General features: G+C 69.4%; 32 protein-coding genes. 10 read left to right on the forward strand and 22 right to left on the reverse strand.

From position 1 onward, the window contains the following. Positions 1–28 precede the first annotated feature (28 nt). The 4 genes from AC3WRV_RS15415 to AC3WRV_RS15430 all read right to left on the reverse strand — a co-directional run bounded on the left by AC3WRV_RS15415 (position 29) and on the right by AC3WRV_RS15430 (position 3,885). Positions 29–1,390, reverse strand: a complete 1,362-nt coding sequence (locus AC3WRV_RS15415) for a hypothetical protein (RefSeq protein ID WP_492313931.1) — start codon at positions 1,388–1,390, stop codon at positions 29–31. A gap of 84 nt (positions 1,391–1,474) precedes the next feature. After that, a complete protein-coding gene (locus tag AC3WRV_RS15420) occupies positions 1,475–2,911 on the reverse strand; it encodes an ATP-binding protein (protein WP_492313932.1) in 1,437 nt (478 codons plus the stop codon). Further along, on the reverse strand, positions 2,908–3,588 hold the full coding sequence (locus tag AC3WRV_RS15425; protein ID WP_291832819.1) for a response regulator transcription factor: 681 nt from the start codon (positions 3,586–3,588) through the stop codon (positions 2,908–2,910). The genes AC3WRV_RS15420 and AC3WRV_RS15425 overlap by 4 nt, the downstream gene beginning before the upstream one ends. Positions 3,589–3,597: 9 nt before the next feature. Then, entirely contained in the window at positions 3,598–3,885 is a 288-nt protein-coding gene (locus AC3WRV_RS15430; RefSeq protein WP_291832817.1) for a hypothetical protein, read from the reverse strand. Between the two features lie 337 nt (positions 3,886–4,222). On the opposite strand from AC3WRV_RS15430, the gene AC3WRV_RS15435 reads away from it, so the two are divergent. Continuing rightward, positions 4,223–4,609: a hypothetical protein gene (locus AC3WRV_RS15435; protein WP_291832815.1), complete on the forward strand. Its 387-nt coding sequence runs from the start codon at positions 4,223–4,225 to the stop codon at positions 4,607–4,609. Positions 4,610–4,671: 62 nt separating this feature from the next. Here AC3WRV_RS15435 and AC3WRV_RS15440 read toward each other — a convergent pair whose 3' ends face one another. The 4 genes from AC3WRV_RS15440 to thiD are packed head-to-tail and all read right to left on the reverse strand — an operon-like array spanning position 4,672 to position 7,407. Continuing rightward, a complete protein-coding gene (locus tag AC3WRV_RS15440; RefSeq protein ID WP_492313933.1) occupies positions 4,672–5,481 on the reverse strand; it encodes a PhzF family phenazine biosynthesis protein in 810 nt (269 codons plus the stop codon). After that, the gene (locus AC3WRV_RS15445) at positions 5,478–6,029 is read right to left on the reverse strand and encodes an AAA family ATPase (protein WP_291832811.1); all 552 of its coding nucleotides are present in this window, start codon (positions 6,027–6,029) and stop codon (positions 5,478–5,480) included. Before AC3WRV_RS15445 ends, AC3WRV_RS15440 begins: the two co-directional genes overlap by 4 nt. 11 nt (positions 6,030–6,040) lie before the next feature. Continuing rightward, positions 6,041–6,613 carry a nucleotidyltransferase family protein gene (locus AC3WRV_RS15450; RefSeq protein ID WP_492313934.1) on the reverse strand — a complete coding sequence of 191 codons (573 nt, stop codon included), beginning with the start codon at positions 6,611–6,613 and terminating at the stop codon, positions 6,041–6,043. Then, complete coding sequence (gene thiD / locus AC3WRV_RS15455) at positions 6,610–7,407, reverse strand: bifunctional hydroxymethylpyrimidine kinase/phosphomethylpyrimidine kinase (protein ID WP_492313935.1); 798 nt, start codon at positions 7,405–7,407, stop codon at positions 6,610–6,612. The genes AC3WRV_RS15450 and thiD overlap by 4 nt, the downstream gene beginning before the upstream one ends. A gap of 215 nt (positions 7,408–7,622) precedes the next feature. Here thiD and AC3WRV_RS15460 point away from each other — a divergent pair, with 215 nt between their 5' ends. The 8 genes from AC3WRV_RS15460 (at position 7,623) to AC3WRV_RS15495 (ending at position 12,190) form a co-directional block, all read left to right on the forward strand. Then, positions 7,623–7,934, forward strand: a complete 312-nt coding sequence (locus AC3WRV_RS15460; RefSeq protein WP_492313936.1) for an ArsR/SmtB family transcription factor — start codon at positions 7,623–7,625, stop codon at positions 7,932–7,934. Next, on the forward strand, positions 7,931–8,521 hold the full coding sequence (locus tag AC3WRV_RS15465; protein WP_492313937.1) for an SRPBCC family protein: 591 nt from the start codon (positions 7,931–7,933) through the stop codon (positions 8,519–8,521). The genes AC3WRV_RS15460 and AC3WRV_RS15465 overlap by 4 nt, the downstream gene beginning before the upstream one ends. Further along, the gene (locus AC3WRV_RS15470; RefSeq protein WP_492313938.1) at positions 8,518–8,985 is read left to right on the forward strand and encodes an SRPBCC family protein; all 468 of its coding nucleotides are present in this window, start codon (positions 8,518–8,520) and stop codon (positions 8,983–8,985) included. Before AC3WRV_RS15465 ends, AC3WRV_RS15470 begins: the two co-directional genes overlap by 4 nt. Further along, positions 8,982–9,422: an SRPBCC family protein gene (locus tag AC3WRV_RS15475; protein WP_492313939.1), complete on the forward strand. Its 441-nt coding sequence runs from the start codon at positions 8,982–8,984 to the stop codon at positions 9,420–9,422. Before AC3WRV_RS15470 ends, AC3WRV_RS15475 begins: the two co-directional genes overlap by 4 nt. After that, on the forward strand, positions 9,419–9,841 hold the full coding sequence (locus tag AC3WRV_RS15480; RefSeq protein ID WP_492313940.1) for a DUF1579 family protein: 423 nt from the start codon (positions 9,419–9,421) through the stop codon (positions 9,839–9,841). The genes AC3WRV_RS15475 and AC3WRV_RS15480 overlap by 4 nt, the downstream gene beginning before the upstream one ends. 12 nt (positions 9,842–9,853) lie before the next feature. Then, positions 9,854–10,246, forward strand: a complete 393-nt coding sequence (locus AC3WRV_RS15485; RefSeq protein ID WP_492313941.1) for a VOC family protein — start codon at positions 9,854–9,856, stop codon at positions 10,244–10,246. Between the two features lie 56 nt (positions 10,247–10,302). Continuing rightward, positions 10,303–11,547, forward strand: coding sequence for an NAD(P)/FAD-dependent oxidoreductase (locus AC3WRV_RS15490; RefSeq protein ID WP_492313942.1), 1,245 nt, complete (start codon positions 10,303–10,305; stop codon positions 11,545–11,547). Between the two features lie 70 nt (positions 11,548–11,617). Continuing rightward, positions 11,618–12,190 (forward strand): hypothetical protein, encoded by a 573-nt coding sequence (locus AC3WRV_RS15495; protein ID WP_492313943.1) that lies wholly within the window; start codon positions 11,618–11,620, stop codon positions 12,188–12,190. On the opposite strand, the gene folP is transcribed toward AC3WRV_RS15495, so the two are convergent. The 6 genes from folP to AC3WRV_RS15525 are packed head-to-tail and all read right to left on the reverse strand — an operon-like array spanning position 12,184 to position 16,851. Next, positions 12,184–12,996 carry a dihydropteroate synthase gene (gene folP, locus AC3WRV_RS15500; RefSeq protein WP_492313944.1) on the reverse strand — a complete coding sequence of 271 codons (813 nt, stop codon included), beginning with the start codon at positions 12,994–12,996 and terminating at the stop codon, positions 12,184–12,186. The genes AC3WRV_RS15495 and folP overlap by 7 nt on opposite strands. Then, entirely contained in the window at positions 12,996–13,592 is a 597-nt protein-coding gene (locus AC3WRV_RS15505) for a YdeI/OmpD-associated family protein (protein ID WP_492313945.1), read from the reverse strand. The genes folP and AC3WRV_RS15505 overlap by 1 nt, the downstream gene beginning before the upstream one ends. Further along, complete coding sequence (locus AC3WRV_RS15510) at positions 13,592–13,894, reverse strand: winged helix-turn-helix domain-containing protein (RefSeq protein ID WP_291832785.1); 303 nt, start codon at positions 13,892–13,894, stop codon at positions 13,592–13,594. Before AC3WRV_RS15510 ends, AC3WRV_RS15505 begins: the two co-directional genes overlap by 1 nt. A 3-nt stretch (positions 13,895–13,897) precedes the next feature. Further along, complete coding sequence (locus tag AC3WRV_RS15515; protein ID WP_492313946.1) at positions 13,898–14,542, reverse strand: hypothetical protein; 645 nt, start codon at positions 14,540–14,542, stop codon at positions 13,898–13,900. Positions 14,543–14,602: 60 nt separating this feature from the next. Continuing rightward, entirely contained in the window at positions 14,603–15,820 is a 1,218-nt protein-coding gene (locus AC3WRV_RS15520; RefSeq protein WP_492313947.1) for an acyltransferase family protein, read from the reverse strand. Positions 15,821–15,834: 14 nt separating this feature from the next. Continuing rightward, positions 15,835–16,851, reverse strand: a complete 1,017-nt coding sequence (locus AC3WRV_RS15525; protein WP_492313948.1) for an alpha/beta fold hydrolase — start codon at positions 16,849–16,851, stop codon at positions 15,835–15,837. 293 nt (positions 16,852–17,144) lie between these two features. Between AC3WRV_RS15525 and AC3WRV_RS15530 the strand changes: the two genes are divergently transcribed. Further along, complete coding sequence (locus AC3WRV_RS15530; RefSeq protein ID WP_492313949.1) at positions 17,145–17,558, forward strand: GreA/GreB family elongation factor; 414 nt, start codon at positions 17,145–17,147, stop codon at positions 17,556–17,558. 63 nt (positions 17,559–17,621) lie between these two features. Here the strand turns inward: AC3WRV_RS15530 and ftsH are convergent, their stop codons facing one another. The 8 genes from ftsH to AC3WRV_RS15570 all read right to left on the reverse strand — a co-directional run bounded on the left by ftsH (position 17,622) and on the right by AC3WRV_RS15570 (position 26,421). Next, positions 17,622–19,550 (reverse strand): ATP-dependent zinc metalloprotease FtsH, encoded by a 1,929-nt coding sequence (ftsH, locus tag AC3WRV_RS15535; RefSeq protein WP_492313950.1) that lies wholly within the window; start codon positions 19,548–19,550, stop codon positions 17,622–17,624. Then, positions 19,547–20,875, reverse strand: a complete 1,329-nt coding sequence (tilS, locus tag AC3WRV_RS15540; RefSeq protein ID WP_492314093.1) for a tRNA lysidine(34) synthetase TilS — start codon at positions 20,873–20,875, stop codon at positions 19,547–19,549. The genes ftsH and tilS overlap by 4 nt, the downstream gene beginning before the upstream one ends. Next, on the reverse strand, positions 20,872–21,783 hold the full coding sequence (locus AC3WRV_RS15545) for a tol-pal system protein (RefSeq protein ID WP_492313951.1): 912 nt from the start codon (positions 21,781–21,783) through the stop codon (positions 20,872–20,874). The genes tilS and AC3WRV_RS15545 overlap by 4 nt, the downstream gene beginning before the upstream one ends. A 40-nt stretch (positions 21,784–21,823) precedes the next feature. Beyond that, positions 21,824–22,903, reverse strand: a complete 1,080-nt coding sequence (locus AC3WRV_RS15550; RefSeq protein WP_492313952.1) for a DUF3667 domain-containing protein — start codon at positions 22,901–22,903, stop codon at positions 21,824–21,826. A 107-nt stretch (positions 22,904–23,010) separates the two neighbouring features. Beyond that, the gene (pal, locus tag AC3WRV_RS15555) at positions 23,011–23,562 is read right to left on the reverse strand and encodes a peptidoglycan-associated lipoprotein Pal (RefSeq protein WP_291840263.1); all 552 of its coding nucleotides are present in this window, start codon (positions 23,560–23,562) and stop codon (positions 23,011–23,013) included. A 130-nt stretch (positions 23,563–23,692) separates the two neighbouring features. After that, complete coding sequence (tolB, locus tag AC3WRV_RS15560) at positions 23,693–25,051, reverse strand: Tol-Pal system beta propeller repeat protein TolB (protein WP_492313953.1); 1,359 nt, start codon at positions 25,049–25,051, stop codon at positions 23,693–23,695. Between the two features lie 115 nt (positions 25,052–25,166). Further along, positions 25,167–25,937: a TonB C-terminal domain-containing protein gene (locus tag AC3WRV_RS15565; protein ID WP_492313954.1), complete on the reverse strand. Its 771-nt coding sequence runs from the start codon at positions 25,935–25,937 to the stop codon at positions 25,167–25,169. A 25-nt stretch (positions 25,938–25,962) separates the two neighbouring features. Continuing rightward, on the reverse strand, positions 25,963–26,421 hold the full coding sequence (locus AC3WRV_RS15570) for an ExbD/TolR family protein (protein ID WP_492313955.1): 459 nt from the start codon (positions 26,419–26,421) through the stop codon (positions 25,963–25,965). Position 26,422: the final 1 nt, after the last annotated feature.

Here is a 26,422-nt window from a genome sequence, read left to right on the forward strand (position 1 = left end):
AAACATCATCGCCGCGCGATGTAGCCGATCAAGCCGCCCGCGACGAGGCCCCGCTCGATACCGGGGGCCCTCCGGCCACTGCGGCGCGGCGACGCACGGTCCGCGCCGGGTCGCGGGCGTCGATCAGTTCCAGATAGCGGGCGGCGACCGAAACCAGCTTCAGCGCATGCGCCTCGTCGGCGGCCTCGCCGTCGTTGATCTGGCCCAGCACCTGGTCCGCATAGTCGACCAGTCGTACGGTCAGGGCCTCGACCAGCGCCTTGCGCGCCGCCTCGGCGCCGAAGATGGCGGCGGCGCCGCGGGTGGCGCCGACCAGCCGCAGCAGGGCGAAGGCCGCGTCGGCCGCTTCTCCCCGCGCGGCGGCCCCCAGCATCGGGGCCATCCGGCTCATCCGGCCGGTAGTCTGCACCCGGGCCAGGGGCAGCGCCTTATCCACGGCCTTATCGGCGCTGCGGAGCAGGCCCGACAGCCAGGCGGCGACCTTGACCCGGCTGTCCCGCACCCGCCGTCCCCACTCCGAATCCGGATCCAGGGTCAGGGTCACGTCCAGCTCGGCCAGCACGCTGGCGCACCAGTCGAGATCGGCGATCACCGCATCGACGCCGCCGACGGTTCCGTCGGGGCGATAGGCCGCCAGCCGGGCCGCGCGGTCGTCCACGCCCGCCAGCAGCCGATCGACGAAATCAGCCAGCTCCGAACCGCTGAGAAAGCCCTGACGGCCCGCCACGCCCGAGGTGCGGGTGATGATGCGCAGCACCAGCACCGCATCGTCCAGCCGGGCGAACAGCATCTCCAGCAGGCGGGTGGCGCCGTCGGAATGGATTTCGGAACAGTCCTTCACCAGCAGGCGCAGCTCGGCCAGCTGATCGCCGTCCGGGCGTTTGAGCCAGACCTCGATCGACGGCAGGCCGCGCCGCGCCAGGTGGGCCAGATCGAGACAACAGGCCAGGTCGATCAGCCCTTGAGCCCTGCGGTCGGGCGCGAGGCTCTCGGGCCAGACCAGGGCGGGCCGGTCACGGACGGCGCAGGCGGCGGCCAGGCAGAAGCGGTTGGCCACCGCCACCGCGTCCGGCCCGTCGGTGTCCAGGCGCGGCAGCAGATCCGGCTCGCGTTCGATGGCCGCGCGCCACAGGCGGGGCAGGACCGCAGGCGGGAAACCCAGGGCGGCGATGCCGTCCGCGCGGGGCTGGAACATGCGGGCGATCGGCGCCAGGACCACCGCGCGACGGGCGCGATCGCGCATCTCCTCGGCCAGCATCAGGCGCAGCTCGGCGGCGCGGCCGCCCGGCAGGGCGGCGACGGCGGCGGAGACGGACTTCAGGACGGTCTCCGGGCACCGCCCGATCAGGGCTGCCAGCGCGACGCGATGGGCGGCGGTCAGCCCGGACATGGGACCTCTTCGAGCCGGCAAGGTCCGGCAGGCCCCCAAAATGGGGTAGCCAGGGTTAACAGGCTCTAACCAACTGTTCTGTGGTCAGATTTCCGCCGTGGGAAGTTCCAGCAGGACCTTGAGCCCGCCCATGTCGCTGTCGCCCAGGGTGATCTTCCCGCCGTAGGCGCGGGTCAGCTCGACCACGATGGACAGGCCCAGGCCCGAGCCGGGCGTGGTCTCGTCCATGCGCATGCCGCGCTGCAGGGCGGCCGCGCGCTGCTCCTCGGGCAGACCCGGGCCGTCATCCTCGACCACCACGATCATCTGGCCCAGATGGGTGGGCCCGGCCGAGATGCGGACCCGGCGCTTGGCCCATTTGCAGGCGTTCTCCATCAGGTTGCCGAGGATTTCCTGCAGGTCCTGACGCTCGCCGCGGAAGCCCAGCTCGTCAGGCGCGCGCCAGTCGATCTCGACGCCCTTCTCCTCGAACACCCGCTCCAGCATGACGGCCATCTCGTCCAGCACCTCGGCGATGGGGGTGCGTTCGCCCAGCGACTGGGCGCGGGCGGCGGCGCGGGCGCGGCGCAGGTGGTGATCGACCTGGGCCTTCATCACCTCGGTCTGCTTGCGCACCATGTCGGGCAGGTCGCCTTCCTGGCCGCCCGCCTCGGCCAGCATGACCGACAGGGGCGTCTTCAGGGCGTGCGCCAGGTTGCCGACGTGGGTGCGCTGGCGCTCCACCGTCTCCTGATTGTGGTCCAGCAGCTGATTGACCTGTTCGGCCAGGGGCTGGATTTCGAGCGGGTAGGTTCGGGCGATGCGGGCGGCCTTGCCCTTGCGCACGTCGGCGATCTCGTTGCGCAGGCTGTAGAGCGGGCGCAGGCCGATCTGCACCTGCAGGAAGACCGCGACCACCAGGCCGAGCCCCAGGATCAGCAGCGCCGTCCCGGTGAAGGTGGCGAACTGGCGCGTGTCGGCGTCGATCATCGAGCGGTCCACCCCCGCCATGAGCACCAGCGGCGCATCCCGGCCGGGCATGGTCTTCAGGCTGGCGGCGACGCGCAGCGGCTTGTCGATGGGGCCGGGGGCGTTGTAGCTGATCGTCTCGCCGAACGCGCCCTGCAGACGGTTGCCGAGCCCCGGCGGCACGTTCAGGTCCTCGCCCGCCAGCGAGGGCGAACGGGCCAGCGTCCGAACCCCGCCCTCCCCGTCCAGCTCGCCCACCGCCCAGTATTTGCCGGACAACGGGCGAAGGGTCTGCGAGTCCTTGATCTCGGCGACGGTCACGCCGTCCGGGGTCACCGTCGTCGCCAGCACCACCTCGTCGATGGTCTGGTTCAGGAGAAAGCCCAGGCGACGCAGGGTGCTTTCCTCATACTGGCTCGTCAGGGCCCAGCTGGTCAGCGCCAGGGCGACGACGATCCAGGCGGCGGCCAGCCAGATCAGGCGCCGGGTCAGGCTGCGGCCCGGACGGCCGAACCAGCGGCCCCAGGTCTTCGGCTCCGTCGCGGTCTCGCCTTCCCCCGCCGTGTCGGTCACGCCGCGTCAGACTCCCCGGCCAGCGGCGTCAGGCGGTAACCGAGGCCGCGCACGGTCTCGATCCGGTCGGAGCCGATCTTCTTGCGCAGGCGGCCGACGAACACCTCGATGGTGTTGGAATCCCGGTCGAAGTCCTGATCGTACAGGTGCTCGACCAGCTCGGTGCGGCTGATCACCCGGCCCTGGTGCATCATCATATAGTGCAGCAGGCGGTACTCCAGCGACGTCAGCCGCAGGGGTTCGCCGTTGACGCTGGCGCGGGCCGCGCGGGGGTCGAGGCGCAGGCCGCCGCAGGACAGGGTCGCCGAGGCGATGCCGGCCGAGCGGCGCAGCAGGGCGCGCAGGCGGGCCAGCAACTCCTCGGTGTGGAACGGCTTGGTGAGATAGTCGTCGGCGCCGGCGTCGAAGCCCGACACCTTGTCCGACCAGGCGCCGCGCGCGGTCAGGATCAGGACCGGCGTGGTCTTGCCCTCGCGCCGCCAGCGTTCCAGCACGGACACCCCGTCGATCTTGGGCAGGCCGAGATCGAGGACGATGACGTCATAGGGTTCGGTGTCGCCGAGGAAATGCGCCTCCTCGCCATCCGCCGCGTGATCCACCGCATAGCCCGCATCCCCGAGCGCCAGCTTCAGCTGGCGCGAGAGGTCGGCGTCGTCTTCGACCAGAAGCACTCGCATCGTCGGATCCTAGCGGCTGGCGTCGACGGAGATGTTGAACACCCGCCCGTCGCGCTCGAAGGTGAACACATGGGCCCCGCCCGAGAAGCCGCGATAGCCCACGAAGCGGGCGTCGCCCGCCCGCGACTGGGCGATGCGCTGCGCTTCAGCGGAGCTCATCTGGGGCCGTTCCTGGCGCTGCGGCTGCTCCTGGGACGGCGGACGGCGATCGCCGCGCGGCCCATCCTGAGCGACCGCGGCCTGGAAGGGCGCTGCGGCGAGCAAGGCGGCGACAACAAGGGCGGACATCCGGTTCATGGATCGGTTTCTAGTCTCGGGGCTCTGAACGACGGCTGAACGAGCAGTCTAGACATATTTCACGGTTCGCGGGCATCGACCGGTCGGCGCGAAGCATCTTTTTCTGGCCGCGAGCTGTCGGCCCTGCGGGACCTCCCGACCTCATGCGGCCTGACGTGGCTCGCGCGCGTGCGCGGACCATCTCTCCCAAACCAGAGCAGGCCCTGGCCAGCGTGACGCCGATTTCATGCAGATGAACGTTAACTGACTTCGGCTGTTCAGGTCGGGCTCAGGCCGGGGCTGCTCTTATCCGGGTCAACGCAGCCCATCCGGTTGCGCCAAGCCAAGGAGAGACCCGATGTTCAAGAAAGCCCTCATCCCCGCCCTCGTCCTGGCCGCGGCTTCCGTCGCGGTCCCCGCCGCCGCCCAGTCCTACGGCCAGCACGATCGCGGCCATGATCGCGGCGGTCCCCGCTACGAGCAGAACCACCGCGGCTGGCAGCCGATCGCCCAGCGCAAGTACAACCTCGACCAGCGTATCGACGTCGGTCAGCGTAACGGCCAGCTGAGCCGCCGCGAGGCCAGCCGCCTGCGGGCTGAGCTGAACTCGCTGGTCCGCCTCGAGTACAGCTACCAGCGCGGCGGCCTGTCGGCCCGCGAGCGTCAGGACCTGGACCGCCGCTATGACCAGCTGTCGCGCCAGGTCCGCGAAGAGCGCCGCGACCGCGACGGCCGCCGCCACTAAGCTCTGACGTCCTATCCGGCGTCGGAGGGGCGCGATCCGAAAGGGTCGCGCCCTTTCGCCGTTCAGAGCCTGAGCACGCTTTCGATCACCGTCACCGCCTGTCCGCGCAGCAGGACCCGGTCGCCGTTCAGCACCGTTTCGATGTCGCCGCCCCGCCCCGGAAAGACCTGGCGGAAACGCACGTCCGGACGGCCCAGCTTGTCGGCGTAGAGCGGCGCCAGGATGCAGTGGGCCGAGCCGGTGGCGGGGTCCTCGTCGATGCCGCAGCCCGGCGCGAAGAAGCGGTCGATCGCATCGACGCCGTCAGACGCATCGGCGCGGGCGCAGACGATGACCTGCCCGGCCTCCCCCGCCTCGCCCTGCAAGGCGGCCAGGGCGCGGATGTCGGGCGAAACGGCATGGACGGCGGCGGCGTCCGCCAGCACGGCGACCAGATAGCGCCCCGCCCAGACCTCGACCGGCTCGACGCCCAGCGCCCGCGCCAGCCCTTCGACCGGCCCGGTCCGGCGCGGCGGATCGGCGGGAAAATCCATCTCATACCCCTGCCCCGACGCCTGCACGATCAGCGGCCCCGAGCGGGTGTCGAAGGTCAGGGCTTCGGCCTCCGGACCCGTCTCCGCCAGCAGGACATGGGCGGCGGCCAGGGTGGCGTGGCCGCACAGATCGACCTCCGTCCCCGGGGTGAACCAGCGCAGGCCGAAGCGCGCGGGATCGGCGGTGCGCAGTAGGAAGGCGGTCTCGGCCTGATTGTTCTCCTTCGCCAACGCCTGCATCCATCCGGCGTCCGGCCATCGGTCGAAGGGCTCGACCACGCAGGCGGGATTGCCCCGGAAGGGCGCGGCGGCGAAGGCGTCGACAGTCCACTGCTTCATCGGTTCTTCCCTTGAGCGTTCAGACTTCGCAGGATCAGGTCGGCACGCTCAGTGACACTGACTTTGGGCAGATCGACGATCTGATAGCCGAGCGATTTGTAGGCCTCGATCAGGCGATCATACTCCCGCACAGCCTCGTCGAACCCCTGCCGTCGCTCAGCGTCGGTGACGCGGATTTCGGGCCAGGGCGGCGTCAGGAACACTTCCGGATTGTAGCGATGGTCCCGGCCCAGGCGTTCGACGGCGGCTTCGCCCGTCGCGTGCTGCAGCGCCGCCGCCGCATCCACCAGGCTCCGGTCGAAGAAGACCCACCCCGCCGCCGGCGCGGTCTCTCGATCCGCCGACGCCATGTCCGCCGCGCGGCGAGCGAAGGCAGCGAGATCTCGCCAAGGCAGGGATGGGTCATTGTCTTCCGACGCCTGCCTGACGATGCGCCGGCCCGGCTCCTCAACGACGGAATGACCTCGCCGCGCCAGCTCCGCCAGAAGCGTCGACTTGCCGCCACCCGAGCAACCCGAGATGACGACGAAGCGATCGGTGTCGGGCAAGGGCTTTGGGGTCATGGCCGAACGACTGTCAGCTCCGGCCACCGCGCCCGCGCGCTCGCCACCACCTTGTCCCACCCCTTGGCCAGCGGGCGGTTGGGATTGGGGCGCAGGACCATGTCGAAAATGTCCTCCAGGCCGAAGGGCGCCGCGATGCTGATGGCGTCGTCCTCCTCCAGCCGGATCCCGATGGAGAAGGCCGGGGCCACGAAGCGGCTCAGGGCCGTATCGGTGTCGGGCAGGGCCTCATAGGGCTCGCCGAAGCGGTCTTCGAACCACAGGTGGACGCGGGCCTGATTGCGGACTTCGACGATGTCGCGGAAGGGCGGGTCGAAGGTGGCGGCGACGCGCTTGATCACCACATCCTCGGCGTCCCAGCTGACATCCGGATCAAAATAGCCGAGGTCGTAGTCCTTGATCCCGTAGCCCGCCGGGCGGCCGGTGACGTCGTTCCAGACCGCCTGATAGACGGCGCCGGAGAAGACGCGCCAGTCGTCGAGGCCGAGCGTGCGCACCGTCTTCAGGACGTGCATCAGATCCGGGTTGGCGCGGACGATGTCGGCGAGGCGAGCCTCGAGATCGCTCATTTCCGCAGCGTCCAGCCGTGATCCAGCGGGCCGTGGCCGCCGCCCAGGCCGGGCGCGCGGCGGATGGCCTCGGCGACATAGGCCCAGGCCTCGGCGACCGCGACTTCCAGGGTCAGGCCGCGCGCCAGGCCGGCGGCGCAGGCGCTGGCGAGGGTGCAGCCGGTGCCGTGGGTGTGGCGGGTATCGACGCGTTCGCCCTCCAGCAGGGTCTCGCCGTTCGGGGTGACCAGCACGTCGACCACGGTCTCGCCCGGGACGTGGCCGCCCTTCATCAGCACCGCCTTGGCGCCCATGCCGAGCAGGAACTCGCCCGCCCGGCGCTGGCCGTCGAGATCGGCGACCGTCAGCCCGGTCAGGGCCTCGGCCTCGGGCGCATTGGGCGTCAGCAGGGTGGCGCGCGGGATCATCAATGTGCGGACGGCCTGCACCGCCTCGTCGGGCAGCAGCGGGTGGCCGCCCTTGGCGATCATGACCGGGTCGACGACGGTCAGGGCGTCGGAGGTGTCCAGAATGGCCGCCACCCGCTCGACCACCTCGGTCGATCCCAGCATGCCGGTCTTGATCGCGTCGGCCCCGATGTCGTCCAAGACCGCCCGGGCCTGAGCCTCGATCAGGTCCAGCGGCAGGGGATGCACGCCGTGGACGCCCAGGGTGTTCTGGACCGTGATGGCGGTGATCGCCGTCGCCGCATAGCCGCCCATGGCGGTCACGGCCTTGATGTCCGCCTGAATTCCCGCCCCGCCGCCCGAGTCGGAGCCGGCGATGATCAGGACGCGTCCGAGGGAGGAAGTCATGCCCCGCAGATGGCCGAGTCCGAAGGTCGGGACAAGTCCGATCCCGCTACGACCAAAACTGACGGGGTCGCGTGCTACTCAATTTCTGCTCGGGAGAGGCGAGCCGCTACGGCCACCCTCACCTGAACGAGAAAAAGTGCACAATGTGCACTCGCTTTTTTTCCAAGTGCACATTTTTCATTGCCATACGGCTATATTGCCGATAGGCAATACTTATGCACGCCGCCCTTCAAGCCCTCTCCGAACCGCACCGCATGGCCATCCTGGCCATGCTGGCGGACGGCGAACGCCCCGCCGGGGACTTCGTCGACGCCCTGCCCATCGCCCAGCCGACGGTGTCCAAACACCTGTCGGTGCTGCGTGAGGCCGGACTGGTGACCGTGCGCAAGGACGCGACGCGGCGGCTCTACAGCCTCAACCCCGCGCCGCTGAAGGAGTTGGACCAGTGGTTGGCGGGTTATCGCCGCTTCTGGACGAGCACGCTGGATGCGCTGGAGGCGCACCTCGACAGGGAGTTTCCGCAATGACCGACACCACCTCTCCGCCCGTCGCCCTCGGGGCCGACGCGGGCGCCATCCGCCGGGTGGAGGACGGCTGGGAGATCCGCTTCGAGCGCCGCCTGCGCCATTCGCCCGAGCGGGTCTGGAAGGCCCTGACCACGGGCGACGGCCTGGCCTGCTGGCTGGCCGAGGCCGAGATCGAACTGGCCCCCGGCGGTAAGATGGAGCTCAATTTCCGCCAGCCCGACAATGACTTCATGCCCGACATTCCGGAGAAGCGCCGGCAGTCGAACGAGGTGCTGACGGTGCAGCCCTACAGCCGCTTCGAGCACACCTTCGGCAGCAATCCGGACTCGGTCGTCTCGTGGCGGCTCGAGCCGGACGGCGACGGCACCCACCTGACGCTGGTGCACCGGGTGCCGGAAACCTGGGCAGGCGCGCGGGCCAATGTGCTCAGCGGCTGGCAGCATCACATGGAAGGCCTGGACGACGCGGTGCGCGGCGTGCGGCATCCGTGGAACTGGGACCGCTGGTTCGCCCTGCGCGACGCCTATGGCGCGCGGCTGGAGGGCGCTCAGGACGCGGGCCACACCAACGACTGGACGACGAGATGACCGCCCCGGTCGCCGCCGCCGGCATGCTGATCCGCCGGCCCGTCGCCGAGGTGTTCGAGGCCTTCATCGATCCGGCGATCACCCGCCGCTTCTGGTTCACCGACGGCGGCGGGCGGCTGGAGCCCGGCGCGACCCTGACCTGGACCTGGGCCATGTACGGCGTCTCGACCGAGGTCGTGGTCAAGGCCGTCGAGCCGAACCGCCGCATCCTGATCGACTGGGACAACACCTCGTCCCCGACCGAGGTGGAGTGGCTGTTCGAGCCCCGGGGCGACCACGCGTGGGTCACGGTCCAGAACCGCGGCTTCACGGATGACGCCGACGGCGTCGCCGAGGCTCTTGATTCCACCGGCGGCTTCGCCCTGGTCATGGCCGGGGCCAAGATCTGGCTGGAGCACGGGATCGAGCCGGGTTTCGTCGCCGATCGCTTCCCCGAGCACCGCGTACCAGGATGGTCGGCATGACGGGCGTACGTGTGGAGAAGCGGTTCCGCCATCCGCCGGAGCGGGTGTTCGACGCCTTCCTGGATCCCGCCCATGTCGGCGAATGGCTATACGCGACCCCCACGGGCGTGATGGAGCATGTCCGCTACGAGCCCCGTCCGGGCGGGGTGATCGAGCTGTTCGAACGACGCGGTGAAGAACTCGCCGAGCATCACGGCGTCTTCATCGAGATCGACCGGCCGCACCGCATCGTGTTCGAGACCCGATACGCCGACGACCCGTCGATCATCGTCACCGTGACGTTCCGGCCTGCCGGCGACGGCTGCCTTGTCGTGCTCGAACACGCCCTGCCGGACGAATGGGCGCACTTCGTCGAGGGCGCCTCCAAGGGCTGGACCATGATCCTGGACGGCCTCGCGAGGACCGTGGAGGCGTCACCAACTGGAGATCAATCATGAGCGACTGGCTCGACCAACTGATCGGCGAGTGGACATTCGACGGCCGTACGATCCCCGACGATCCTTCTCAGCGCCGCACGGGCGCGGAGACCGTCACCCGCCGCGGCGCCTGGATCGTCATCGAATCCAGCGACGACGTCCGCTTCCAGTTCGCGCTCGATCCGGCGACGGGCAGGGTCACGGGCGATTTCGTAAGCTGGGAACACCCCACTCTGTGGACCTATGACGGCGCCGTCGAGGACGGCCGGCTGCACATGCGCAGCCGGGGTCCCAGCTTCGATATCGAGGGCGAGGAGACGGATTACGACGACGTCTTCGAAATCCTTTCGCCCGACGAGCGCCGGCTGACCGGGCGCGTGCTCGGCCAGGACGGACAATGGCGCGACTTCACCACCACAACCTACTGCCGCAAGACCTGAAGGAAGGGACCGATGATCCGCATCAAACTGACCAGCATTTCCGTGCCCGATCAGGATCGGGCTGAACGCTTCTACGTCGACAAGCTCGGCTTCCAGGTGAAGCAGAACATTCCGATGGGACCGGTCCGCTGGCTGAGCGTCGTCTCACCGGCTGATCCCAACGGGGTCGAGTTGTCGATCGAGCCCGGCTCGACCAAGCCGGAGGTGGCGGCCTTCCAGGCCTGGATGGTCGAGCAGGGCATCCCATGGACCGCCTTCGAAGTGGACGACATCGACGCCGACTACGAACGCCTGACCGGACTGGGCGTCGCGTTCCGCGGCCCGCCCGCCGACATGGGTGCGGTGCGCGCCGCGACGCTGAACGACACCTGCGGCAACCTGATCATGCTCTACCAGACGATCTGACGGGCTTTCCGGCGCGGTATTCACTACATAGGGAATATCGAAACAGGAGAGCCGTCGTGTCGAGGAAGACCGTGGTGATCGTCGGGGCCGGCTTCGGGGGGCTGGCCGCCGCCAAGGCGTTCAAGGGCGCCGATGTGGACGTGGTGCTGATCGACCGCACCAACCATCACCTGTTCCAGCCCCTGCTCTACCAGGTCGCCACCGCGGCCCTGTCGCCCGCCGACATCGCCACCGCCTCGCGCACCCTGCTGAAGGGCCAGAAGAACGTCACCGTCCTGATGGGCGAGGTGACGGCGGTCGACGCCGGGGCGAAATGCGTGCGGCTGAAGGACGGCCCGGATCAGCAATACGACTGGCTGATCCTGGCCACCGGCGCGGCCTACAGCTTCTTCGGCCATCCCGAATGGTCGGACGACGCCGAGGTGCTGAAGTCGCTGGACGACGCCCTGACCATCCGCCGCAAGCTGCTGGCCGCCTTCGAACGGGCGGAACTGGCCGACGATCCGGCGCAGGCGCGCCGGCTGACCACCTTCGTCGTGGTCGGGGCCGGGCCGACGGGGGTGGAGACCGCCGGGACCATCGCCGAGATGGCGCGGATGACCCTGCGCAACGAGTTCCGCCGCATCGACCCGACGCAGGCGCGGGTCATCCTGTTCGAGGCCGGGCCGCGCGTGCTGGCCGCCTTCCCCGAGGACCTGTCCGCTTATGCCGAAAGGGCGCTGGAGGAACTGGGCGTCGAGGTCCGCACCGGAACGGCGGTGGAGGCGATCTCGGACGGCATGGTGCGCGCCGGCGGCGAGACCATCGAGGCCGCCGCCGTGCTGTGGAGCGCGGGGGTCGAAGCCCGGCCGGTGGCGCAATGGCTGGGCGCCGAAGCGGTGCGCAACGGCGCCGTCGTGGTCGATGCGACCTGCGCCGTTCCGGGGATGGAGAACGTCTTCGCCCTGGGCGACGTGGCCAGCTACCGGCAGGACGGCAAGCCCCTGCCCGGCCTCGCGCCCGTGGCCAAGCAGCAGGGCAAGTGGGTCGGCCGGCTGGTCCGCGCCCGGGCGGAGGGACGGCCCGATCCGGCGCCGTTCCGCTATCACGACTGGGGCACGATGGCGGTGATCGGCCGCTCCCGCGCCGTGGCCCTGCTGGGGCCGTGGAAGCTGAAGGGGTTCATCGCCTGGCTGGCGTGGTCGCTGGTCCACCTGATGCTGTTGATCGACTTCCGCAGCCGGGCGGCGGTCTACGTCAACTGGACCTGGGCCTGGTTCACCATGGGCCGCGGCGCGCGGCTGCTCACCCGGCTGCCGTGACGGCCGGCGGATAAACACGGATTGCGGGAGGGGCGTGTTCGGACGATGATCCGGCCGGGGAGGCCGCACCATGATCGAACAATCAGACCCGCCAGCAACCGCTCCGGCCAGTCGGCGAAGGTCGGGGCTATGGATCGCCGCCGCAGTCCTCAGCGCCATCGCTGTCTTCAACCTGAGTGTCTGGGCGCCGGCGGCGTCCGCTCTGTCAAAGGACAGCAGGAACGCCGACGCGGCGCAGGTGCACGTCTACCGGTCCTGGCTCATTCATCCTCGCGACATCACGATCGATCTGGTGTCGGTGGATACCGCCGCCCCGGTGGACCTGATGAGGGCGCTCTTCCAGGTCGCCGCGACGATGAAGGGTCGCAAGTTCGGTCGCGTGACTTTGGCCCGGCAAGGGCGGCCAGTCTATCAGATGTCAGGCGAGGACTTCACGGCCCTTGGCCAAGCGTACGATGCGAACGAGAACCCGGTCTATCTGATCCGGACCCTGCCGGAGAGCCTGAAGCGGCCGGACGGAACAGAGGCCTTCGGTACGTGGACTGGCGGCTGGCTGGGCGTCCTTAGCCGCCAGATGGAGGATGTGAACGCGTTCGCCCAAGGCTGGGTCGAGGGAGAAGCGCCCGCCCGAGCCGCCTACTGAGCCGCCGTGACGGCGGCCTGCACGGCCAGCGCCTGAACCGTCTCGCGCACGTCGTGGACCCGGATGACGGCCGCGCCGCGCCGCGCCGCTTCCAGCGCCAGGGCCAGTGAGCCGCCCAGGCGGTCTGAAGCCTCGGCCGCCGTGGGATCGACAGCGGCGATGGTGCGCTTGCGGCTCGCTCCGTACAGGATCGGCAGGCCGGTCGCGCCGATCCGCTCCAGATGCGCGGTCAGGGCCAGGTTGTGCGCCAGGGTCTTGCCGAAGCCGATGCCGGGATCAAGCCAGATGCGGTCCGGCGCCACGCCCGCCGCCATCACCTCGCCCGCCCGCAGCGCCAGCCAGTCGGCGACCTCGGACACCACGTCGTCGTAGTGGGGCGCGTCCTGCATGGTGCGCGGCTCGCCCTTCATGTGCATCAGCACCACGTCGCAGCCGAGATCGGCGGCGGTCGGCAGGCTGGAGGCCGAGAAGCCCAGGGCGGAGACATCGTTCCAGATATTGGCCCCGGCGCCGACGGCCACGGCCGCCACCTCGGGCTTCATGGTGTCGATGCTGAGCGGCCCGGCCCAGTGCGCGCGCAGGCCGGCGATCACCGGGGCGGTGCGGGCGATCTCGTCCTCGATGCTGACCGGCTCGGCCCCCGGCCGCGTGCTCTCGCCGCCGATGTCGAGGATATCCGCGCCCTGCCGGACCAGCTCAAGCCCGTGCGCGATCGCCGCCTCGACGCTGTCGTGCCGCCCGCCGTCCGAGAAGCTGTCGGGCGTGACGTTGACGATGCCCATCACGCGAGGGCGCAGGACCGCCATCAGCCCTTGCCCTGCGGATAGACGGTCTCGCCCTTGCGCAGCATCTCGACGGTGGCGGCGATGCGCTTGGCGCGGCCCGCCTCGGTCTTGAGGGCCTGCAGGCGGAAGATCAGGGCGAAGCGGTTTTGGGCGGTCAGGGTCGCGAAGAAGGCCTTGGCTTGCGGATCAGCCTCGATGGCGGTCTGGAGGTCGTCGGGGACAGTCGAGCCCTTGATGCGGTAGGCGGCGTCCCAGCGGCCGTCGGCCTTAGCCGCCTCGACCTGTTTCAGACCATGCTCGGTCATGCGGCCGTCGGCGATCAGGCGGTCGATGTTGTCGACATTGACCTGGCTCCAGGTGCTCTTCTTCCCGCGCGGGACGTAGCGCTGAAGGAAGCTCTTGTCGTCGAAGCCCTTGCGGATGGCGTCGATCCAGCCCCAGCACAGGACGGTCTCGATGGCCTCGATGTGATTGATCGACTTCAGGCCCGAGCCCTTCTTGTGGATCTTGATCCAGACCTCGGGCTCGCGGTCGTGGTTCTTCGCCAGCCAGTCATGGAAGGCCTTGGCGTCCTCGAACTCGCGAACGCGGGCGGGATCGACGATGACCGGCGCCATCAGCCCTTGCTCCCGATCAGTCCGCCCAGCGCATCCAGATAGGCGCCGAAGGCCTTGCGGCCGGTTGGGGTGATGGAGACGCGGGTCAGCGGCTTGTTGTCCTTGAAGCTCTTGTCGATGGCGACATAGCCCGCCTCCTCCAGCTTCTTGAGATGGACGGACAGATTGCCCTGCGTCGCCTCCAGCACGGTCTTCAGCTCGGTGAAGTCGGCGGTGTCGGCGTCGGCCAGATAGACCATGATCCCCAGCCGCATGCGACCGTGGATGACCTCGTCGATCCGTCCGAGATCCGCCAGTCCCATGGCTCAGACCGCCTTCGATCCGGCGCGGGCGTCGCGGAACAGGATCAGGCCCGGCAGGGCGAACAGCAGGAACAGGGCGATGGTGCAGACGCCGAGATAGGCGAGCGGCTGGCGCACCAGCACCCCAAGGGCGACCGCCGTGACCCAGCCGCCCAGCGCGGTGGCCAGCATCCAGCCCTTCCGCTTCAGCATCCAGGCCACGTACCAGGCGGCGGCCTGAAGCGCGAAGACGATGGCGGCGTAATAGAGCCAGATGGCGAAGTCCTTGTCCCGGATCGCGCCCACGGCGAAGACGATGATCACCGCCGTATTGGCCATGCCGGTGGCGCTGAAGGCCGCGCTCAGCGTGCGCGACGCCGTCGGGCCCCGGTTGAGCGCGCCCTGCTTGCGGTCCCGCAGGATCGCCCAGGTCAGGACGACGAGGAAGGCGGCGGTGAAGCCGACCACGATGATCAGGTTGGCCAGATCGGGCAGGCGGATCACGCCGAAGACCTGACCGAGGTGGAACAGGCACTGGGCGCCGTAGATCAGGCCGCCGGCCAGGTAGCAGACCGCCAGCGTCATGGGCACGCGCCCGCCGCCCTCGACGATCGAGCGCATGAAGGCGAGGTCGTCCTCGGGCGAATGCAGACGGGGCTTGGCGGGCATGGCGACTCTCTCCGAACCGGCTCGTCCATCGGGGTGGACGAGCCGGAAGGGGTTGGCAAGTTATTCGGCGGGAACCGCCTCAGGTTCAGCCCGACGACGCCACGGGATGCGGCGGCCGTTCAGCCACTTGCCCATGAAGCCGTGCCGCACCAGCAGCTCATAGGAGCCCAGGCAAACGGCGAAGACGCCGAGCGACACGCCCGCCAGCTTGATCCACCAGGGCGCCGGCCAGTCCTGCACCCACACCTGGGCCAGCATGACCAGCGGCAGGTGCAGGATGTAGACCCAGTAGGAGGCGTCGGCGAGGTAGCGGCGGACCGGGCTATGGCCGGACAGGAACCGCAGGCTCAGGCCCAGGGCGGCGAAGGCGGACGAATAGACCGCCAGGGCGCACACGGCGGCGGCGATCGCCTTGGTCATGGTCGGCTCGACCATCGGCGCCAGCTTCGGTCCGCCCGCCAGTTCATAGGCCGCGACGCCCGAGGCCACGGCGACGAGCAGGAAGATCGGCGACCAGGCGGCGATCCTGTCCAGCAGCTCGCGCCGCCGATCCAGCAGGAAGCCCAGCCCGAAGGCCGACCCGAAGCCGACCAGGGCGGCGGTGTGCGGGACCAGTCCCGCGTCCGGCGTCGGCACGGCGAAGAAGGCGATCCATTTCGGGTCCAGCCAAAGCGCCAGCGCCAGCGGCGCGGCCATCAGGACGGGCGTCCACCAGCCGATCAGCGCGCCCGTGATCCGGTCCACCACCCGGCCCCAGCCGCCATTGCGGTCCAGCGCCGCGAAGGGCGCGCGCAGGATCAGGGTCGCAATGCAGAACAGGGACAGAACGTACAGGAACCACAGGTGGGTCAGCGGGACATTGGTCCAGTCATAGGTCGGCGGCGGCGGCGGCGGCGCGCCCGGGACGATCATCCCGTTGGCGTGGGCGTTCCAGACCAGGGCCGTCACGATCCCCGCCATGACGGGGAACCAGAAGGCCAGCAGCGGCCCGGTGATGCGCACCGCCCGGTCCCGCGCGAAGCCCCACCAGCCCTTGCGGCTCAGCATCATGTGGGCGAACAGGCCGGCGATCAGGAAAAAGGCCGTCATCCGGAACAGGTGGATGGCGAAGAACAGCCAGGCCGCCCCGATCGACCGGCTGTCGTCGGCGACGATCCAGATCTGCTGGGGGAAGAAGGACAGGCTGGCGTGCAGGACGACGCCCAGCAACAGCGCGCCGCCCCGCAGGGCGTCGAGGCCATGAAGGCGTTCGGGTGGACGGATTTCGGAATGGGTCATCGAACCGGTCTCTTTCACAGGCGTCGGTTGTTGGATTTCAGGGCGTCGAGCAGGCGGCGCACCGCGTCGGCCACGACCTGCGGCTCATCCAGCGGAATGGTGTGGCCGCTGTTCTCCGCGACGATCAGCACGCTGTTCGAGGACAGGGCGGCCAGATCCTCCTGGCCCTGACGATGGTTCAGATCCGCTTCGCTCGGCGGCGACATCGTCCGTCCCCGGCGGATGACGATCAGAGGCAGGTCGCCCAGCGCGCCCGGCCCGCCCGGCGGCAGGGTCCCGGGACCGAGCCGGCCCAGGGCCTCGAACTCCGCCTTCACGCCCCGCAGGACCTCCGGCGTGAAGGCCATCTGCACTTCCGCCGGCGTCCCAGCCGGCATGCCGATCACCGGCACGCCCGGCCGGGAGACCGCCAGGGCCGCATCGATCTGCGAAAGGGTCGGTCCCCGGGCGGCGTCGATCTCGGGGAGATTGCGTTCCGAAGTGGCGTCCACCAGCACCAGGCCCGCCACCTGATCGGGATTGGCGGCGGCGTAGGCGCGAACCAGGAGCCCGCCCATTGAATGGGCGACAAGCACATAGGGGCCGTCGATCCCCGCCGCCGTGAGCAGGGCGCGCAGGTCTTCCACCCTGTCCGGATAGCTCCAGCCCTCCGGAGCGGGGTCGCTCCAGCCCATCCCGGCGCGATCATAGGTGCAGACCCGCGCGAAGCCCGCGATCGCGTCCTGGGCCGCCCTCAGGGTGGTGTTGGCGGTGTACTGGGACAGCCCGGCTTCAAAGATCACCGCGGGTCCGCCGCCTTCGCCCTCGCACAGGATGTGCAGCCGGCGACCGTCAGCGATGGCGACCAGTCGACCCGGAGCCGCCGGGCGGACATAGCCGCCCGACGCGGCGGGAGCCGGATTCACCGCGCCCTGGGCCGCCGCTGACGTGCTCCCGGCGGCGAACGCCAGCAGACTGATCGCCAGAGCTCCGGCCTTGCGCGCGCCGAACCGATGCGAACGGCCGATGGGGCGGATTTCAGATGACGGCATGATGGGCTTCCCCTCGTTGAGAGCAGCGTTCTACGTCAGACTTGTTTGAAATGCAAACTTGTTCATTACAGCGACGTCCATCTGGTTTGACTTCCCCCGTGGTCGGCCTAGCCTGCGGGGCATGTGCGGATTGTCCGAACAGGGTCGAATGCTGAATCACGCGGGCCGCCTCGTCGCAGGCGACTGACCCGGGGGCGATGACGCGTGTCGCGCCTCCGGGAGGCGCGACCTGTTCAACAGCAGCAACGGCGCCCGAGCGGGCGCGCTGCACGTTTCATATCGAGATCAATTCCATGACAACCCGTTCCACGGGCGCCGCCCCGCGTCTGCCCGCCATCCACCTCAGCGCCACGGACCACGCCCTGCTTTCAGGCCTTGTCGGAGACGCCGACGCCGAAGGCGCGGCGGGCCTGCTGCAGCAGGAACTCGCCCGCGCCCATGTGCACCGCTCGGGCCGCCGCATCCCCACCGTGGGCCTGAACCACTGGGTCCACTACGTCGACGGCGACAACAGCCGGACGCGGCGGATCAAGATCGTGCTTCCGGCCGAGGCCGATATCGATCGGGGGCTGATCTCGCCCCTGTCGCACGTCGGCGCGGGCCTGCTGGGCCTGGCGCAGGGGCAGTCGATCCGGTGGCCCGCCCCATCCGGGCAGATCCGCACCCTGACGCCCGTCCTGATCGAGGATCCCGACGACCTGGTCTGAGGCGGACGGAAAAAGGGCCGGGGATCGCTCCCCGGCCCTTCCTGTTTCGTATGGCGCGACGGATCAGTGGACCGTCGGAACCTCGACCTCGACGCCGTCCGACACCGGGGTGATCGGCACCGAGACCGACGGGCCGGCGGTGGGGAAGTTGCTCTCGTCGCGGTTCGGCGCGAGGCCCTTCTCCAGCAGGTCGCGGATTTCGTCGCCCGACAGGGTTTCGTACTCCAGCAGGGCCTGGGACAGTTTCTCGTGATCCTCGGCCTTCTCGGTCAGGATGCGGCGCGCCTCATCCCAGCCGTCGGTGACCAGGCGCTTGACCTCTTCATCGATGATCCGGGCGGTCTCTTCCGAGACGTTCTGGCTGCGCGCGACCGAGTGGCCCAGGAAGACCTCTTCCTGGTTCTCGCCGTAGGCGACGGTGCCCAGCTTGTCCGAGAAGCCCCAGCGCGTGACCATGGCCCGCGCCAGCTTGGTGGCCTGCTGGATGTCCGAGCTGGCGCCCGAGGTGATGTTCTCCTTGCCGAAGATCAGCTCCTCGGCCACCCGGCCGCCCGCCATGATGGCGATACGGTCGATCATCTGCTGGTACTTCATGGAGTAGCGGTCGCCTTCCGGCAGCTGCATGACCATGCCGAGCGCGCGGCCGCGCGGGACGATGGTCGCCTTGTGCACCGGGTCGGCCATCTTGACGTTGATGGCGACCAGGGCGTGACCGGCCTCGTGATAGGCGGTCATGCGCTTCTCTTCCTCGTTCATGGCCATGGATTTGCGCTCGGCGCCCATCATGACCTTGTCCTTGGCGTCCTCGAAGTCGCGGTGCGTGACCATGCGGCGGTCCTTGCGGGCGGCCATCAGGGCGGCTTCATTGACCAGGTTCGCCAGATCGGCGCCCGAGAAGCCCGGCGTGCCGCGCGCGATGGTCTTCACATTCACATCGGCGGCCAGCGGCACGTCCTTCATGTGGACGCGCAGGATCTTCTCGCGGCCCGCGACGTCGGGGTTGGGCACCACGACCTGACGGTCGAAGCGGCCCGGACGCAGCAGGGCCGGGTCCAGAACGTCGGGACGGTTGGTGGCGGCGATCAGGATGATGCCTTCGTTGGATTCGAAGCCGTCCATCTCGACCAGCAGCTGGTTCAGGGTCTGCTCGCGCTCGTCATTGCCGCCGCCGAGACCGGCGCCGCGATGGCGACCGACGGCGTCGATCTCGTCGATGAAGATGATGCAGGGCGAATTCTTCTTGGCCTGTTCGAACATGTCGCGCACGCGGCTGGCGCCGACGCCGACGAACATCTCGACGAAGTCCGAGCCGGAGATGGAGAAGAAGGGCACGCCGGCCTCGCCTGCGACGGCGCGGGCCAGCAGGGTCTTACCCGTACCCGGCGGGCCGACCAGCAGGGCGCCCTTGGGGATCTTGCCGCCCAGGCGCTGGAACTTGCCCGGGTCCTTCAGGAAGTCGACGACCTCCTGCAGTTCTTCCTTGGCCTCGTCCACGCCGGCGACGTCGTCGAAGGTCTTGCGGCCCTTGTGCTCGGTCAGCAGCTTGGCCTTGGACTTGCCGAAGCCCATGGCCCCGCGCGTGCCGCCCTGCATCTGGCGCATGATCAGGATCCACAGGCCGATGATCAGCAGGAAGGGCAGCGCCGCCATCAGGATGCCGATCCAGATCGGCTGGCGGGTGTTCTTGACGTCGACGGTCGCGCCCTTCTCGGTGATGCTGTCGATCAGCGCGCCGTTGGGCATGGGCGTGACGACGGTGACGACGCGGTTGTCCTTGAGCGTGGCCTTCACCTGCTCGCCATGAACTTCGATGCTGGCGATGGCGTTGGCGTTGCGGGCCTGGAGCAGATCCGAATAGCTCATCTCGGCCGGACGCGCGGCGGTGGCCTTGGCGTTGTCGGGGGCCGTCAGGCCGCCGCGGTTGAAGGCCATATAGGCCGTCGCCAGTCCCAGGATCAGGACGCCGATGATGGCCAGGTTGCGCAAATTCATTCTCGTCTCGTTTCCTCGGAACGCGGTTGCGGCCCGTCGTTCGATGATGTCACGCCAGAAAATAGGTGGTTCCGGGGCGTCGCGCCATGTGCGTGAGCATCCAGATCCCGTTCATGCGTCATTCCGTCCAGCGCCGCCGCCAGTCTCGCTTCGACCAGGGCGTGCGCCTTCATGCCCTCCCCTGCAAGAACCGCAGCATCCGGAGCGTTCCGGATCAGCACAGGGCGAGCCCCGCGGGCGGCGGGCGGAAGGGCCTTCAGGACCTCGCGATCGGCGTCTGACAACAGGGCCATACGCCCCGCGGCGGGGCAGACGGTCCAGCCGCCGTCCGGCGCCGTCACCAGCCACCGGCCGTCCCAGACCGTCCCGACGCCGGGCGACAGGGGGATGGGGCGGCCCGCCCCGCGCCGGAACTCGCCCGGCTCGCGCAGGACGCTGATCTTCGCCCTTATCGCCTCGAGACGGGCTCCGCACAGGGTGGCGGTGAAGTCCTCGCCCGTCCGCAGACGCTCCAGAACGGCGCCCAGGCGTTCGCCGCGCGGCGGCCGGTCGCCGCCGCCGGCACAGACGAGGGCCGCGGACAGGGCGCGGGCGGAGACCCGGCGCGACAGGCGGATGAGGTCCTCCTCGACGCCGAGCACGCCCGCGACGGGGCCCTCCGCCGAGACGCCGTGGGAGACGGCGGCGGCCAGGCTGCGAAGGGCGCGCGCGCGGGCGCGGGCGAAGCGGAGGTCTTCATTGGCCGGATCGTCGATCCAGTCGGCGCCGCGCGCCTTCAGCCAGGTCCGCAGGTCTGCGCGACGGACGTCCAGCAGGGGACGCAGCAGCATCAGCCCGCGTCCCTCGGGCCAGACAGGGGACGGCGTCCATTCGCGCAGGCGGCCCAGGGTCGAGCCTTCGGCCCGCATGACCTCGCCCTCGGAGACGTCGTCGGCGGTGTGGCCGATCAGGATGACCGAGGCGTCCGCCGCGCGGGCCGCGTCGGCGAGCAGCCGGTGGCGGGCGGCGCGGGCGGCGGCGGGCAGGCCCGTGGCGGGCTTGTCGCCGGACCAGACGAGACCGCGCCAGTCGGCGCCGACGGCCCGGGCGGCGGCCTCGGCGCGGGCGGTCCAGTCCGCGCTGTCGGGGTTCAGGCCGTGATCGACGGTCAGCGCCAGCAGACGGCGGCCATGGGCTCCGGCCCAGTCGGCGGCGAGCCGCAGCAGGGCGATGGAATCCCCGCCGCCGGAAAGGGCCACGGCGAGCGGGCGCGAAGTCTCCGTCAGAAGGCGGGCGGTCAGGCGGCCCCGGGCCTGGACGACCCAGTCAGGATCCGACCGGCTCAGCCCGGTCTCCGGGCCGGCGGACGCGCGGGGGTCGCCGCCGGGGCGCGGGCGGGGGCGCAGGCGAAGCGCGCGCCCATCTCGGTGGCGCGGGTGCGCTGGGGCGCCGTGGCGGTGGCGGCGTAGCGGTTGGTGAACTCCGCCAGCGCGCCGCAGGCGTCGGTCTTGCGGTCGGCGGCGTTCAGCGCATTGGCCAGTTCCAGCGTGGTCGCCGCGGCCCAGGACGTGGTCGGCCAGCCGCGGATGGCCGAGGAATAGGCGCGCACGGCGTTGTCGTAATCGCCGTCCGAGACGCGCAGATCGCCGATGCGGCTGAACGCCTCGCGCGCCTGCGGCGTGTCGGGCCAGGCCAGGGTCACGGTCTGCAGCGCGCGGTCGCCCCGCGCCGGATCGGTGGCGGCCAGACGGACGGCGGCGGCCAGATCGCGCGCCGCGTCGCCCGTCGGCGAGGTGTTGGGAATAGGCGAATTCAGCTCGGCCTCGCGGGCGGCGGCCTGCTCGATGGCGCGGACCCGGCCCTCGGCGTCGCGGACACGGGTCGACAGGGCGGCGTTGTCGCGCTTGGACTCGTCCAGGGCGAAGGTCAGGCGCTCGATCTCGCCGTTCACCCGCTGGGTGGTGGCTTCCAGATCCTGCAGGCGGCGGTCCATCAGGCCGACGCGGCCCTGAAGCGCCACGACCTCTTCGTCCGGCTCGATGATCACCGGCTGGCCCGCGGCGTTCCGCTGGGTGACGGCGCGCTCGAGGCGGCGGACGTTGCGGTCCAGCTGATCCAGCCGGCGCTTGTCCCACTGGATCGGCTCCATCGGCGTGGTCTGGGCCACAACGGTCGTCGTGCCGGCGATCATCACGACGCCCAAGGCGGTGATGACGACTTTGCGGGTGCGCAGGGCGGACGGGAGCTTGAGCATGGGATCAGATTTCACCGGATTTGGGGCGGTCGCAAGGCAGTCAGACCGCGACCGCCAGATAGATGATCGCCGTGACGAACAGCCCCACGACGATGAGGCAGAAGTTCTGGAGGAGGACGAACCGCCAGATCGTCGAGAACCAGCCGAGCTCATAACCGCCCTTCAACTGGGCGAATTGATGGATCGGCGTACCGACCATGACCGCGAACCACGCCGCCACACCCAGCGCCGGGTGGATGAAGCCCAGACAGATCGCGATCAGGCCCACCAACACCACGAAGGTCAGCGAATACAGAACAAAGACACCGTGGTCATAAAGGGTCGTCTTGCGCCGCCACAGGAACAGCAGGGCCATGAACGGGATCGACAGCGGCACCAGCAGGAAGGCGAATTTGTAGAAGGTCTGCTGGATTTTGTAGACCGCGAGGTCAGGGTTCATCAGCTTCTTGGCGACCTTCTTGACGCCCGGACTGACGGTCGGGTCAGAGTAGACGTCGTTGGCGATCTCACTGACCGACCCCTGCCAGCTGTCCGATTGCGCCTCGTCGGAAGAGGCCGCTTCGGCGCCATCAGCCTTTTTGCTGAGACCCGCCAGGACATTGTCGGCGACGTCCAGCGCCGCCTTGTCGCCGGCGGTTGTCGCCGCGGCGCGGGCCGCGGCGATATCCTGACGCCCCTTCTCGAACTCGGCCGCGCCCTCTTCCCCCGCGACGGTGCTGACCGGGTGGAAGCTGGACTCAGGCATGTGCACAAAGCTGAGCGCGAAGAAGGAGACGAAGACCGTGAACAGGAAGATCGCCAGCGGCGAGACGTAGCGGGTGCGCTTGCCGTGGATCCACTCGCGCGTCAGCTTGCCGGGATTGAAGGCCAGCAACGGCAGGGTGCGCCAGATACGGGCGTCGAAATGCATGACGCCGTGCAGCACCTCCTCGCCGAGATGCAGCAGGGTGCGGTGAACATGGGTCGGCTGACCGCAGTTCGAACAGAAATTGCCGGAGGTCTCGGACCCGCAGTCGGCGCAGGTTCCGGTGTGGTCCTCGCCCGCCTTGCCGGCCGGCTTCTCGATCGCGCCGGCGATCAAACCCGCGGTCACGACGCCGCCTGCACCTTCGATATCCATCGCCAGCATCCCCCCGGGCCGCACTCAGGCGGATGTCAAACCCGCCGTACAAAAGGAAAGGGCGTCGGTAAACCGACGCCCCCTCCCCATACAACTGTCGCCGCGATTTAGCGCGCGGCGCCGGAGACGATCGCGGTGTGGGCGTTGCGGTTGCGGGCCCACGATTCTTCCGACGAACCGGCGGCGATCGGACGTTCCTTGCCGAAGCTGATCGTGTCGATGCGGCCGGCGTTGATGCCGCGCTCGATCAGATAGGTGCGGACCGACTCGGCGCGGCGGGCGCCCAGGGCCAGATTGTACTCACGCGTGCCGCGTTCGTCGGCGTTGCCTTCGATACGGATCGTGACCGAGGGGTAGCGCTGCAGCCAGGCCACCTGGGCGTCGAGGCGCGGGAAGGCTTCCGAACGGACCGAATAGCTGTCGAGGTCGAAATAGACGCGGTCGCCGACGTTGACGACGAAGTCCTGCTCCGAACCCGGGGCGGCGGCGCCGAGGTTTCCGCCGTCGACGTTGCCGTTGTTGACCGGCGGATACTGCGGGCCGACCGGCGGCGGGACCTCGCCCGTACCGGTCTCGACCGGACGACGCGGGGTGCAGGCGGCGATGGCCGTCACGGCCACGCCCACGGCGGCCAGACGGACGAGGGTCGAGGGCTTCATCATCGAGGTCGTCTCCTAGGTCGTCGGGGCCAGGCCCCGCTTAGCTTTGCTGTAGTAGGTCGGTACTGTCGCGCCAGCTTTTTCACCAGACACGATAACGCGGTAGTGAGGCCAAAGGCTCCGCTTGTGATCAGCTGGGACAGGCGTCCGCGCCGGAGGCGCTCAGACGGCTGGGTTGCTGATCGAGCAGCGGCGACCACGCCGGGTCTGTGCCGCGACCGCTGTAGCCGGCCTGGCTGACCACCCGGCCGGACAGATCGACGGTCCACAGCCGGGTGTCGCCGCCCGGGCTCTGGCGCGCGAACATGATGTAGCGGCCGTTGGGCGCCCAGGTCGGGCCTTCCTCGAAATAGCTGGACGACAGGATGCGCTCGCCCGAGCCGTCGGTGTTCATGACGCCGGTCGAGAAGCGGCCGCCGCCCTGTTTGGTGAAGGCGATCAGGTCGCCGCGCGGGCTCCAGGTCGGGGCCGTATAGAGGCCGCCGCCGCGCGAGATCGGCCGCTGGCCCGAACCGTCGGCGCGCATGGTGTACAGGCGCGCGCTGCCCGAACGGTCCGAGGTGAAGACGATCTGGCTGTTGTCCGGGCTAAACGACGGCGAGGTGTCGATGCCCGGATCGCTGGTCAGGCGACGCACCTGACGGCTGCTGAGGTCCATCACATAGACGTCGGTGTTGCCGTTCCGGATGATCGAGAAGGCCATCTTGGCCCCGTCGTTCGAGAACCGCGGCGCCAGCACCTGACCGTCGAACTCGCCCAGGCTCTCACGGCGCTGGGTGGCCAGGTTGAACAGATAGATGCGGCTGTAGTCCTTGCCGAGGGCGACGTAAGTGATCTCGTTCGGATCGCTCAGCGAGAAGCGCGGCGACATGATGATCTCGTCGCCCTGGGTGAGGTAGATGGGGCTGAACCCGTCCTGATCCGAGATCGTCAGGCGCGACAGCCGGTTCAGCTGGGTGCCGCTTTCCGAGACGAAGACCACGCGGCTGTCGAAGAAGCCGCTCTCGCCGGTCATGCGCTGGTAGACCATGTCCGCGATCTTGTGGCCGATCCGGCGCCATTGCTCGGGCGTGGCGGTGAACTGGTAGGCGACCAGCTGGCACTGGCGATAGGGGTCGTACAGGCGGAAGCCGAAGTCGTTGCGGCCGTCGGGCCGGGCGGTGACCGAGCCGTACAGCACGGCCTGGGCGCCGATGGAGGTCCACTGGGCGAAGTTCGGCGCGTTGGCCAGCGTCAGGCCCGTCTCGACGAAGCTGGCCGGATCCAGCGGCTCGAAATAGCCCGAGCGGCGCAGGTCGGCGCGGATCACGCCCGACAGGTCGGAACCGTTCTGCCCGCCGAAGTCGGCGACGGCGATCTGGAAGGCGCGGATCACGCCCTGATCGACGATGACATCAGGCTCTTGCGACCGGGGGGTCTGGGCGGCCGCCATCGCGGGCGTGATCACCGCCAGGGCGGCGACCGAAACCAGAAGAGTTTTCAAACGCATCAAGACCTCCAGGTCGGGTCGGTTTGGGACCACTCTGGCCCCGGCCTGTCACCGAAACCAGCTTGGGCGTGATTGAGGCGACTTTCAGGCCCGAAGGCTCGACAGTCGGTTTCCGTCAGCGGTTCGCGCACATGGTGGCCGTACGGAACGACATGGTGATTTCCTGCTGTTCGTAGCCAGCCGGCATCTGGAACGGCACGGATGCACGGATCGCTCTTTCAACGCCGTCGGCGATGCCCCGGTTCGAATGGGTGGCGCGGGCCAGACCGACGAGGCGGCCCCTCTCGTCCAGCGTGAGGCGCACCGCGATGACCGCATCACGCCCGCCCGGCAAGTCGCAGGGAATATCCCAGTTGTTCTGAATCTGGCCCGCCAGCGCCTGCAGCGAGGCGCGGCCGAGCGTGCGTGGCGCATCGCCGGTCGCGCCGCCGCCGGTGGGAGGACGTCCGTTCCGGTTCGGACCGGGGCGCAGGGGACCCGCGTTGGCGTCCGGATTGAAGCCGGGCTGAGGTTGGGGGGCCGGGGGACGCGGCGTCCGGGGCGGCTGAGGCTGCGGCTGGGCCGGCCGTGGCGGTTGCGGCGGGGTGCGCGGCGGAGGGGTGCGCGGCGGCGTGGTCGGCGGGCGCGGGCTCGGCGTCGGAGGAGGCGGCGTCGGTTCGGGCGGCGGCGCGGGCTCGGCGGTGGTCTCGACCGGAGCGGTGGCGACGTCCCCGGTGATCAACTCCTCGCTGGGATTGAGCGGCGCGGCGCCAAGCACCTCGACCTCGGAGACCACCTGTACCGCAACAGAATTGACCACAGGCGTGGGCGGGTGCGCCTCGCTGAACATCAGCGCCCAGGCGATGGCTCCGGCAATGCCGGCGTGCACCACCACGGAGGCGATCACTGCGGTTCCGGGACGCTCCACCCCGTCAGCCCTCCCTAGGCGTCGGAGCGGTGTCGGTGATGAGGTTCAGCTTGGTAAAGCCGTCCGACGACAGCCGGGCCATGACCCTGGCCACCGCCTGATAGGGCGCACGTCCATCCGCGCGAATGAAGACCGGCTTTTCGCGTGCGCCGGCTCCGCCTTCACGGGCCACGGTCAGAACCAGATCGTCCCAGCGGACCTCGTTTTCGCCGACGAAGATCTGGCCGTCCTGCTTGATCGCGACGGTGACCGGCTCTGTCGTGGTGTCGACCGAACTGGCTTCGGTCTTGGGCAGCTCCACCTCGACGCCTGTCGTCAGTAGGGGCGCCGAGATCATGAAGATGATCAGCAGCACCAGCATGACGTCCACCAGCGGGGTGACGTTGATCTCGCTCAGCGGACGCTTGCGCGCCCGGCGTCGGCCGCGGACATGGCCGCCTCCGCCTGCTCCACCCAGGGCCATG

Source organism: Brevundimonas sp. EU05-FHT14B11 (assembly GCF_058790835.1).